The following is a 12,080-nucleotide window of genomic DNA, read 5'->3' on the forward strand; positions in this document are numbered from 1 at the left end:
CAAGTGCAACCTCACTCTTTCCAAACCTCAGCAGCCAACGGCAACTCATTCAACTCGGCGCGGGCCTCGCGCCAGGTTGGAAAATGCTCCCCGAGGATGGAGATAAAGCGCTCATTGTGGGTGGGTTCGAGCAGGTGAACCATTTCGTGAACGATCACGTACTCAAGCAGGTCTTTAGGCTTCTTCACCAACTCGGTGTTCAGTCTAATGTTCCCTGCTTGATGGTTACAGCTGCCCCATTTGGTTTTCATCCGCTGCAGGTAATAACCCACCACCTTCACCTTCAGCTTGCGCTCCCACTTCTCGATTAACAACGGCACCACGGCGTGCAGTTGCCGCTTCTGCCATTCATGGATCACTTCGGCGCGCTTATGTGCATCACTGCCCGGGCGAACGGTTAAGGTGATGCGTTTGTGGTCAAGCACCACCGATGGCTTGGTGTCCAAGTGGTTAACCACCATCAGGTAGCGCCGACCCCAGACATAGTGGCTTTCTCTTTCCACAAACTGACGCGGCGCTTCACGCGCCTGCGCCTCCAGTTTGTTCTGCTGCTCGCGAATCCAGCCCAGCCTGGAAATAGCATAAGCCCGGGCGACTTCAAGCCGAGTGCTTGTCGGGGCGACTAACGTTACCCGCCCATCGGGCGGGTGCACGCTCAGGTGAACATTCTTGATGTCTTTCCTGGTCACTGAAATTGAAATATCGCCTAGCTCAATAATCTCGTTCATCAATATCCCTGTTGGTTCTTGATGATCTCGAATATTGCCGAAGTCGCTACACGGTCACGCCCCATCAGAGGGAACAGCGCATTCAGAACCTGCGCTTCCCGCGCTGGGTCTCCTCGCCAGGATGAAGGAGCCGAGCCGCGCATGGCCAGATCAATATCCAAAGCCAGCTTCACCTTTGCCTCTTCATCTATCGGGCACTGGAAAGTGGTCGTTGCAATGCTGTCCAGGTTGTTGAACAACACGATGGCTTCCCGATGTCCGTTCAATGCAGCTGGAGAGCTTCCCGGTCCCTTCTGCGCCAGCTGTTTGACCAGCGCCTCGGCCTTGCGCAAAAACTCCTCGTAAGCGGCTGCATCTTCACGACTCTGCTTGATCAGGTCCTCGAGCAACCTCGACATACCCTCGTAGAACTTCGGGTCTGTCAGTTGTTCACGAATGATGGTCTTGCGCACGTTGTTGATAATGCCTTCGGCAATCGCACCCTTGGAGAGGTTACCTTTGGCATTGAGCTTTTTGGCGATGGCATCGTGAACGCCAGTCTGAACGATCAGCTCAACCAGCGAGAAATTATCGACGGTGCTCATCGGGTTCGCGTGATCTGCCTGAATGTAGGTATTGAGCAGATGCCGCATGTCCGCTTCGAATGGCTTGATATCTAGCTCTTCGCCCGAATGCTTTTTGATCGCCTCACGAAGGTCAGCGTAGAACTGCACTTCTGTCTGAAGCCTGCCGGCTTCAGCAGCCGAGTAACCGGCTTCGGTCAGGTTCTGCGCCAAGTCGGCAAACGCCCGCACAAACGAAGCCACCGCCTTGTAGAAGGACACTCGCAATGCTTCCGTCTCATCCAGCCCATTGGCGTTTGCGGCAGCACCACAGAAGTAATGGATAAACTGCTCAACCTCACGCGGCGGTGCCACAGGGGCGCACAAGTAACTCAATGCCTCTCGGGCGGCGTCCAGCTGTTTCTTGCCCTCAACTAGCCAGTTCTTCAGTTCAACGTTGTTGCCGTCACCACTGCCAGCTTCCTCATCCAACTCGTCAGAGGTGTAAACCGAAATGACGTCTTGCACATCGCCGAACAGCTCTTTGAAATCGACGATATAGCCAAAGTCCTTATCATCACCGTCGAGCCGATTGGTGCGGCAAATTGCCTGGAACAGGTTATGGTCCCGCAGCTCATTGTCCAGATAGATGTAGGTGCAACTTGGCGCATCGAAGCCGGTTAGCAGCTTGCTGACCACGATAAGTAGCTTCAGGTTGGCCGGCTCCTCAATGAAGCGACGCTTGGTCTCTTCTTCATAGGCAGTCGTAGTCTGCCCCTGCTTCAACACGTGCTGCGTATAGGTATCGAACTTGTAACGCTCATCGCTTTTCGCCGGTTCTCGGGAGATCAAGTTGTGATTCGGCTCATAGGAGGTTACGATTCCGCAGTGCGTGCCGAACGAGGTGTTTTGAAACAAGCGAAAGTAGTGGCAGGCATCGTAGATACTGGCCGCCACCAGGATGGCTGTGCCCCGGTCATTGTTCAGCCGTGGTTTCAGACTGAAATCCTCAATGATGCTGGCGATGATGCGCTGCTTACGCTCACCCGCACTCATCAGCCCTTCCATAGTTGCCCAGCGCTTACGCAGGACCGACTTCTGGTAGTTGTTCAACCCTTTGGTTGCCCCCTCGAACCATTTATCGATAGCCTCTTGCGAAGCCAATTGCTGCGGTACGTCGCGCGCCTCGTACTTAAGGTCCAGTACCACCTTGTCCGCGACAGCTTCGTGGAATTTGTAGGTGTGAATGTTGGTGCCGAACACGTCACGTGTAGTTTGTTTGTCCTTGCGCAGCAGCGGTGTACCGGTAAAGCCAATAAACAGGGCATTGGCCAGCCACTGCTTCATTTGCTTGTTCATGTCACCGCCTTGGGTGCGGTGACATTCATCCACGAATACATAGAAGCGCCCATGCATGGGCGGTGGCGGTACGCTCAAATCAGGCTCGAACTTGTGCAGCAACGCGCAAAGCAATCGTGGCGTACTGGCGGATAGTTTCTGCACAAGATCGGCACGCGAGACAATGCGTGGCGAGGGCGAGTCGTTACCGATTACCCCGGCATTACGCATCACCCCGGATATTTGCTTGTCTAACTCATCGCGATCGGTGATGACAAGAATGCGCGCCTCAGGATCATGCTCCAGCAACCACTTGGCGATCAGCACCATCAGAATGCTCTTGCCACTGCCCTGGGTATGCCAGATAACCCCGCCCTCTTTACGCCGAACCCGCTCCTGCGCGGCCTTCACTGCAGCGTATTGATGAGGGCGCGGCACCTTCTTGATACCCGCATCGAAGATGATGAAGTTGCGGACCAGGTCAAGCAACCGCGACTTCTCGCACATCTGAGCCAAGGGGACATCTAGCAGATAGCCCGACTGTGCCGCTTCCGGGAAAGGAGTCACTTGATAGTGGGCGGGCATCTCGCGCTGGATATTCAGCTCTTCTGACTCTGTTTTTAATGCTGTCGCCTTCCACTCGACAAAAAACTCGGCGCGGGTAGTCGCGGTGCCATAGCGCAAGCCTTGGGAGTCACTGCCAGCGAAGACCAACTGCACTGTACTGAAGAAGCCCTTGTTGAAGATTTCCTCCTGGTTGGTGATCAACTGGTTAACACCATCGGCCACCTCAACCGAACTGCGCTTGAGCTCAATCACGCCGATGGCGATTCCGTTCAGGTAAATCACCAAATCAGGGCGGCGCTCATAGCCACCGCGCAAGGTCACTTCTTCGGCAATGGCGAAGTCATTGTCCTCAGGGTGCTCCCAATCAATCAGATGCACCGTTTCGTGGGCCTGCCCAACGGCTACCTGTACCGGCACGCCGTAACGCAGCAGTTGGTAGGTACGCAAATTAGCTTGATACAGCGTGATGCCGGTGGAATCAGCCGCAGCCATGAGCTTTTGCAACGCTGCTGAAATTTGCGCATCGGAGTAGTCCCGCTGCTTCAGGTTTGCCTGCAACAGCTCGACTTCAATGTTGCGATTTTGCCCACGCTTGCTCCACTCACCCAGGTAGTTGTAGCCAAGACAATCAGGCCGCGACTTGTCCGTAAACAAGGCCACAATGCGATTCTGGGTGCGACGTTCGGAGCGAGGTTGTTGAATCATCAGGTGCATCCTGCAGGGTTTACTCGGATTCGTGTTTGCTGACGAGACTGTTGAGCAACACGTTATTCATTTGTTCGGAATGGGCGCGTATGGCGTCGGCATCCCAAGATTCTATTTCCATCATCAGATACTGTTTAACGCTATCGATGGTGTTGTTTTTATAAAACTCTTTCTTGGCCGAAGGCATGAAATTGCTCAAGCGAGAGTTCTTGCTGTGGCTGATCAGGCACAGATTGCCGAACGAGTTAAGCGTGTCAGCATCCAGCTGAACTTGTCCGTCTAGCGGATGCTGCGGGTAGTAATGCTCAATCGAACTACGGAAGGTGAATTCATAGGATTTAACCGACTCCTTCGCCCTGTGTTCAAGCCAAAGCAAGTAGTCCAGAAAGTTGAACACCAGGTTGTTTTCGATGTTGCCGAACGTCAACCTAGACTCAATCGTCTCTGCCGCAATACTTTCGCGGCGCGTCTGACAGACGCCCCGGTTGGTATAAATCATCGCAAAGTAATCAAGACCCGCCCCTTGAGCCAGAATACGGTCAAAGACAAACGCTTTTGCTACCGACTCCATGTGCTGCAGATAAGCCTGAGCCTCAATCTGTTCAACATAAAACAGGTGAAACAGCGCCGCATTCAACCAGTGCTTGTAAACCAGCGTTGGCGTAGAAACATGAAACGCTGACAGCAGCATCAGGATGCGGCGGTTGATGCCCTCGTTGCCATCCTCCTCGCCGAAGGTATTCACATAACTCCCCCGCCCCGCCCGGCTACGTTCTCCGCCGTCATTCCATTTGAAGCGTTTGAGGCTCCAGCCATCTGCGCCCTTGATGAACTCACGCTTGATTACATACTGGTCAAACAGATACTTGCAGCGCAGCAGGCTAAAGGTAAAACGCTTCACCGCGGCTACAGGATCTGGCTGTTTGAGCACATAAGCTTCAAAGGTATCGAGCAGACGTTTGTCATCCAATGGGATGTCAGCTTTCGTATCGACACGCAGTACATGCAACAAGAAGTTCGGGAAGTTTATAACCGTGTTGAAACGCTCTGGCGCATCCTCACTTGACTCATCCTGCTTCGCAGCAACCGGTGCCTTGGCAATGATCTGATCAAGGGTTAAGCGGGTTTCCTGCTTGGCGGCCTCCTCTTGCGAACTGTGCAGCGCAGCCCGCAGCGCATCAAAGTCAGCAAGCTCAAACTGTCCCCAGTCCTTGTCGCCAAAAATGCTGCCACGTTGGCCAGGCGTGAAGCCCATTTGCACATAGCGCTCCATGTTCGCGCAGGCTTCCCAAACGGCATGGAGGCAGTTCTGGCTCTGCTCGCAGCCCTGCAACTCCTTCATCATCCGCGCCTTGAGCACCTCGTGCTTTTCCAGCTGCTCACCGCGGTTATTCATGATCTCGAAGTAATGGTTCAGCTCCGTATCCGCCGGAACCTTCACCCGCATGATTTGCACGTAGCGGAACAGGTAGTCGTAGAACTGCTGAAGCGAAACGCTGTTCTCTTTCAGCTTTTGCGGCAAAAGTTTCTGGATGAGGCGGTAGCCATTGAGAATGCCAGTATTGATCTGTTTCTCAGCCAGCACCTCGGCAGGGTCGTCGTTGAATTTCCCCTCGAAAATGGCCGAAAAGGTGGCGCGCGAATGCTCACGGCTATCGAAGTGGATACTCAGGTTCGAGTACCAGGCAAGATCAACCAACCGGGTGTTTTTCAAGTACGAAGTCAGTAGCGAGAGGGTCGTCAGCCGCTGTTGGCCGTCAATGGTTTCAAACACCGGTGTTTTGCTATCCGGGCGCTCATACACCACCAAGGTGCCAATGTAGTAATTGCGCTCTTTATCGTCCTTCTTCGGCAGGTAATCGATCACGTCCTGAATCAGCTGCGTGATTTCGCCCTCCTCCCAGGCGTAATTACGCTGGTACATCGGGATGACGTACTCATCCCGACCGCTGAGCAGCGCCTTGATGGATAGCTGACTGATTTCGCTACTCATAATATTTCATCGCCTTGAACAGAGCTTCGATCTCACCGGTTCTGGTTGACTTCTGGCCACTCAATACCGGCAGGGTGCAGCTAATAAAGTCAGCCGGACGTGTGGCGTCCTTGATCAACCGGAACAGATTGTTCTCCAGTACGTGGTTATCCATGCTGGCCAGCTGCACCACCTGCATCTTCAGGCGCAGGCTGTAGGCCCAGATAAAAATCTTCTCGATGGCACGGGAAATGCCCGCCTGACCGAACTTGTCGATATAGTAAATCAACAGGCAATCGAACATCGCCCGCACATAACAATCGCCGGTGCGGGTTCTTGCCGGATAGCTATTGAGCGTATCCATGATGGTTTTCGCATAGCCATCGAGCCCTTCAGCACCCACCAGTTCATGCCCGTTCCAGGACTCGGCGCTGATCCGCGCCACTTTGCCCTGATAGTGGCTGATCAACTCAAAGAAGCGCCGGCCATTGATGATGATCTGATCCAGGTGGAAGGGAAAACCAAGCTCGCGCGAGTCGATCTTGCGCTCGTACTGCCCGTTGTAGTTATCGACAAAATGGTGGGCGATACGCAACTGCTCCACATAGGGGTAGCTGGTCACCGTGTCGATGTTTACGCCCTTGAATAAGTCACTGTCATCCTTGCTGAAGTAACGCGCCGAAACCCCTTTCGACCAATTGCGGATGCGGTACAGGTACTGCGAAAACAGCGTGGCTAACTCCTCGGTATCACTGCTTTCCCAGCGCGCCACCGTGGCCGCTTTAAACTGCTCGTCGCGCGGGCCGAACTCACGCAGATGGTAAGCCTTGAGCAGATCATGGGGCTCCAGATCCCGGCCCCGCGCATTCTGCGAGTCAAAGAACTGGAAGGCTTCCGACACATCGTTCAAAGCCACGGCCACGACCTGGCACTTGTTCAGGAAGAAGTCTATATGCGCCTCGGTAAAGTCCGCACGGGAAACAATGCGGGCCACCTCAAGGTAATTGCTGTGGATGTTCTTCTGCGAGATTTCGCTGGTAAAACCGGGGTTCACCATCGCTTGCTCAAGCTCGAGCAGGCGTTCGCGCAAGTCTTTGCGTTCGAGCTTTTTTTCCTTGTTCCGCTGGATCAGCGCACGGACCGCCAGCAGCAGGCTGATGGTCCGCTGCTGGCCATCGACGATGTTCCTGGTCCCACCTTCGTGGTGAAATACGATAGTGCCCAGGCGGTAGGCGGACTTGTCCTTATGGATAGCGATATCGGAGAACAGTTGGCTGATGTTCTTGCCGGTCCACTTGTAGGGGCGCTGGTACTGGGGGATATCCAGCGCAGAATCCATGAGCAGTTCGTAAACGCTGATGATATTGCTGGAGAGCTCAGTAGCCTGTAGCAGTTGAGGCGCATCCATGCTCAGGTTGGTCATAGCAGTCGGGTTCTTCCGGTTAACAGTTCTTGCATCATCCCCTGCTTAAGAGCTCGGGTCTTAACCAGACGCTGTTCCAGCGAGGTCAGCTCTGCGTCCATATCGGTCAGTACTGCGGCGATAGCGGTTTGCTCTTCGATGCGAGGGATTCGTATCGGTGCTTCCAGAAGCGCAGTATTTTCGAAGTTAACCTGACTTTCTGCCATGCCAGTTGTCCGCTGGTCCAAGTATGTCTGAGCGTCACGGGCGGAGATCGCGGTAGCCAACATCAGTGACTCAACTTTATTCGGACGGGGTCGAAGTGCGATCATCTTGCCGGAAGGGATGATTCGCGGCGGCACATAATTAACCCAAGCGGCCACGCCGACCCGGTGCCGAGGTCCAGCCTTCGTGACGATAACATCGCCCGTCCTGAGTTCGATCTGAGGCTTGTTCCAAAACACTCGCGGCAGCGTCTTATGCTTAGTCCAATCCCAGCCATTCTCTTTGGTTGCAGCAGTCGTTTTTAAAACGCCCCACTCGGACTCGTCTTGGATATTCCGCTCCTCGCAAGTTGGGCTCGGTCCGCAGAAAAAACCCGAGATCACATCCTGAACCTGCACGAACTCCCACTCTCCATGGAAACCAGGGAGACGAATCTGGCCTGAGAGAAGTTGTTGCATGGCGGCCTGCTTAAGGTAGCGCTTCTTGGCAATAAGCAGCTCTAACGCACCCAGTAGCGCATCCACATCATTCAAAGTCGTAGCGATGGCCTGTTGTTCTTCCGGAGGAGGAACAGGGAGTCGATATTTTGAAATCTGCGGAGCGGTCAGCTGCGGTACGCCAGTGCTCTCATTTGCGAACTTGACGCTATTGTTAATGACTTGTGCGAAGTAAAAACCAGCCATCTCGCACTTTGGGTTTAGCACCAGAACTCGACCGATTGCGGTATAAGGATGGTCGCGGAAATTCGCTCTACCAACCATACCGCGAGCTGTAATCGTAATCGAGTTTGCCGGGTGGTCGGCATAGGAACAATAGCCGTATAGACCGCTGTTCGTCAGTGCATTTGAATAAATCGGATACGGATGGATGGAGTCTTGGAATGATTGAGAGCGCTTCGGGTCAAAATCGGCCCCTGCGGTAATATTGAACAATTCGCTGAAAGTAGAGACATCCCACTGTTCCGGAACTACGCCCACCTCCGTTTGTTTATAACCCGGCTTCACTGCCATACCGCCCCCATCTTTTTCAGATGTTCTTCCACGCGACTGGCAAGCGTGGCGACTTCGTTTTCGAGCTGCGGTAACGGGGTGGCGTAGCGCTCACTCAGCTCACGAATACGTCCGGTCAGGGTTTGGGAGACGCGATCCAGTTCACCCTGTGCAGCTGCAGCCAGGGTGGCCAGCCACTTATCGTCAACCACCAGGGTTTTGATTTCAGCCTCGCTAAGCTGCGGGTATTTAGTGTGGATTTTGCCGTCGAGGCTTTCTTCTACCGCTTTGAGTTTGGCCTTGAAGGTGCTTTGCTGGTCGAGCAAGATGGCATATTCGGTCAGGACCTTGAGTTCGTCCTCATAGTCAGGGTCTTTACCAATCTCGCGCTGGCGCGCCTTGATCGCTTTGGCGGTGACCTTTTGCCTATCGCCCTCGCCATCTATCACTTCGCTGAGCGAGCCATCTTCACCGCTATGCTCTTCAATCATTTCGCTCATGCTTTGCTCGACGCTTACCAGCTGGGTTTCGAGCTCCTCAATGGCGATGCGCTCAGCCGTAAAGTAGCGGGCAACCAGCAGCTCGACCGGAATCAGGTCGGACTTAAAGCGGCGCTTGCCTTGGCAGTAGTCATGCTTCTCGGCCCAAACCAGCTTGTTGGTCTTGTCCTTTACCTTCAGGATTTCACGCACTTTAGCGCCGGCCTTCCAGCCGTCGGCGCTGATCAGGTAGCAGTCATCCTGCATGCTCCCAGTCCAGTAATCCATGAGATGCTGGTAGATGTCGTAATAGTCGAGCAAGGGAGCTTTGGCGAAGGCGCTGAGCAGATCTTCAGACAGTATGGCGATCAACGTCTTGGGGTGGCTGCTGGCCTCATCGGCAGCAAAGCTTTTCAGTAGCGGGATGCTGCGGGCCAGCCACTGGTTGAACAGCGTATCCACACCCGCCTTGAAGGCGGTGAACTGCGGGTGAGCGAAGATAACCGGCTTCACCTCGCGACTGGCGAGCTCAAAGTAACCGAGGTGGCTGGCCGGCTTGAACAGGGCCGCGCGCAGGGCAGGCATGACCTGCCAGTAGCTATCGAACGCATCGATATCACGCTCGGGAATGCCACCGCGCAAATGGCCGTCGATATCCTGAATGTCCTCAGGCTCGCTACTGTCGATATAGCGGGGCAGGTTGAGGCTGAAGTTGTTCTTCGGATCACTGATTTCGTCGAAGGAAACCATACGCGCGTAACGCGGCACATCGGCCATTCGGGTAAAGGTATCGACGATCTTGTGCACATCCTGATCGCGCAGGCGATTCTTCGGGCCGTCCTTGATAAAGCCCTTGGCGGCATCGATCATAAAAATGCCTTTGCGGGCGCTTGCGTTTTCCTTGTCCAATACCAGAATGCTGGCGGGAATACCAGTGCCGTAAAACAGGTTGGCCGGCAGACCGATAATGGCCTTCAGGTAACCAGAGCGCACCAGTTGCTCACGGATCACCGCCTCGGCATTACCCCGAAACAGCACGCCGTGGGGCAAAATGCAGGCACCTTTGCCGGTGCCCTTCAACGAGCGGATGATGTGTAGCAGAAAGGCGTAATCACCCTGTTTTGCCGGTGGCTCGCCCCAGGCAAAGCGCTGATAGGGATCTTTGGCTGGCGTCAGGCCGACGCTCCAAGACTTGACCGAGAACGGAGGGTTAGCCACTACGTAGTCATAGGTACGCAACTGTTCGCCGTCCTTGAACTTGGGCGTGGACAGCGTGTTGCCCTGCTGAATGTTGGCAGTCGGAAAGTCATGCAAGATCATGTTCATGCGGGCGAGACCGGCGGTGGTCACGTCCATCTCCTGACCTTCCAAGGTGATCTGCTTGCCCGCCTGGTCAGCCACTTTTAGCAAGAGCGAGCCTGAGCCGCAGGTGGGGTCATACACAGTCGTGGCGCCCACTGCATTGGTCGGACTGATGCCAATGACCTTGGCAATGATGCGACTGACCTCGGACGGGGTGTAGAACTGGCCCTTGCTTTTGCCGCTCAGGCTTGCGAAGTGGCACATCAGGTATTCGTAGGCGTCGCCGAGAATGTCATCGTTTTCGGCGCGATTTTTCGAGAAATCCAGCTCGGGTTTTTCGAAGATGGCCACCAAGTTGGTAAGACGTTGCACCATCGCATCGCCTTCGCCCAGCTTGTTTGGGTCGTTGAAGTCGGGGAAGTCACTGCGCGCAAGCCGGGTGTTGGCATCGATCAACGGCTGGATGATCTGCGTGTTGATCTTGTCGCCGATATCGGACTTGCCCTTGAGGGCGATCATGTCTTTAAAGCTGGCTCCCGGCGGGATGGTCACCGGCGGAGCGAAGTCATCCGAGTTCCCGTACTTGTCGGAGATGTACTTGATAAACAGCATGAACAGGACGTAGTCCTTGTACTGGCTGGCATCCATCCCACCGCGCAGCTCATCGCACGAGGCCCAGAGGGAGGAGTAAAGATCGGATTTCTTGATAGCCATTGGCAACCCTGACTGAGGTAACGAGTAAGTGCGCAGGCGCCCCCTGTTACGCGCTCGGGAAAATGCCCATGGCGCCAACATTAGTCGGGGGTCGACAGATATTTGTAGCGAAGCGGTGCTTTACCTGCGGTTAATGGGTGAACCTTATCTACTTCGGCTTCGTCTGGCCAGCATTTCGCCCTTGATTCTGGTCTTCATCCACGGCCACAGTTCAATCACCCGGAAGGTCGCAGACCGTGGCCGGCGGACTTGGATGCCGCGAACAGTAAGCCGCTGAGCTTTCGGCGCCAATACTGGACGTGTGCACAGGTAAGTAATCCGCTCACATACCGATAGCACTACGCCGCTAGGCAAACACCACTTCGCTGATTTTTGATAATTTGCAAAGCTGAAGATGAACTTACCTGTACTCATAGTTTACATATCGCCCAGCACTGGTTTTCCGCAGGCGGGCTCAGCGTGCTTTCAGCAACCCCTCAAAATCCGAAGCCTGAATCTCCGAAGCCCCACTCAACATGTCCCGCGCCAACGCCCGTCGCTTACTCAGCAACTCATCGAGCGTCGCCTCAAACGGCGGCATGGTCACATCCCGAACCGTTGGGTAGTACACATACACATCCTTCTGCTGCCCAATCCGATAAGCCCGATCTGTCGCTTGATCTTCCTTGGCCGGGTTCCAGCAACGAGTGAAGTGAATAATGTGGTTGGCCGCTTGCACGTTCACCCCAAACCCGATGGCAAGGGTCGTTCATGAACGCGCGAGTACGTATCACCAACGGATCGCTTGTCACCTCCCCCAGCAACTGGTTGTCCAGATGGCGCAGGAAGCCGTAATAGCGCTCCACCTCCCCAAGGCCGCCACGCAGTGTCTGCGCATGCTTGTGGATGAAGTAGAGAAATGGCGTGAGCCAATAATGAGTGGTAGAGCATGCCCTGCAGCAACGACAAACCCTGATGCTGAGCGGCATCACGTCTACGGTTGATGTAACGCTTGTCATCACTGGCAGAAATCGAGGTATGGTAGATCTGGTGGATCTCGTCATCACCCTGATCTACCCACTTGATCACATATTCATCCCACAGCACACGCATACGCCAGAGCAGGTCAATAAAGCCT

At 54.5% G+C, this 12,080-nt stretch carries 6 protein-coding genes and 1 pseudogene; all 7 read right to left on the minus strand.

Going from position 1 to position 12,080, the window contains the following annotated elements; all coding sequences use genetic code 11:
• Positions 1–11: 11 nt before the first annotated feature.
• Positions 12–728, minus strand: a complete 717-nt coding sequence (locus ACNQP3_RS25545) for a M48 family metallopeptidase (protein WP_264316569.1) — start codon at positions 726–728, stop codon at positions 12–14.
• Positions 728–3,880: a type I restriction endonuclease subunit R gene (locus ACNQP3_RS25550; RefSeq protein ID WP_264316570.1), complete on the minus strand. Its 3,153-nt coding sequence runs from the start codon at positions 3,878–3,880 to the stop codon at positions 728–730. The genes ACNQP3_RS25545 and ACNQP3_RS25550 overlap by 1 nt, the downstream gene beginning before the upstream one ends.
• Positions 3,881–3,899: 19 nt before the next feature.
• Complete coding sequence (locus tag ACNQP3_RS25555; protein ID WP_264316571.1) at positions 3,900–5,873, minus strand: DUF262 domain-containing protein; 1,974 nt, start codon at positions 5,871–5,873, stop codon at positions 3,900–3,902.
• On the minus strand, positions 5,866–7,275 hold the full coding sequence (locus ACNQP3_RS25560; RefSeq protein ID WP_264316572.1) for a DUF262 domain-containing protein: 1,410 nt from the start codon (positions 7,273–7,275) through the stop codon (positions 5,866–5,868). Before ACNQP3_RS25560 ends, ACNQP3_RS25555 begins: the two co-directional genes overlap by 8 nt.
• On the minus strand, positions 7,272–8,489 hold the full coding sequence (locus tag ACNQP3_RS25565; RefSeq protein ID WP_264316573.1) for a restriction endonuclease subunit S: 1,218 nt from the start codon (positions 8,487–8,489) through the stop codon (positions 7,272–7,274). The genes ACNQP3_RS25560 and ACNQP3_RS25565 overlap by 4 nt, the downstream gene beginning before the upstream one ends.
• Positions 8,480–10,963 (minus strand): type I restriction-modification system subunit M, encoded by a 2,484-nt coding sequence (locus ACNQP3_RS25570; RefSeq protein WP_264316574.1) that lies wholly within the window; start codon positions 10,961–10,963, stop codon positions 8,480–8,482. The genes ACNQP3_RS25565 and ACNQP3_RS25570 overlap by 10 nt, the downstream gene beginning before the upstream one ends.
• 454 nt (positions 10,964–11,417) lie before the next feature.
• A pseudogene (locus ACNQP3_RS25575) lies at positions 11,418–11,711 on the minus strand (helicase-related protein); the annotation flags it as partial.
• Positions 11,712–12,080: the final 369 nt, after the last annotated feature.

Origin of the sequence: Pseudomonas sp. LFS074 (assembly GCF_047978165.1) — a bacterium.
GTDB classification, from domain to species: Bacteria; Pseudomonadota; Gammaproteobacteria; order Pseudomonadales; family Pseudomonadaceae; genus Aquipseudomonas; species Aquipseudomonas putida_P.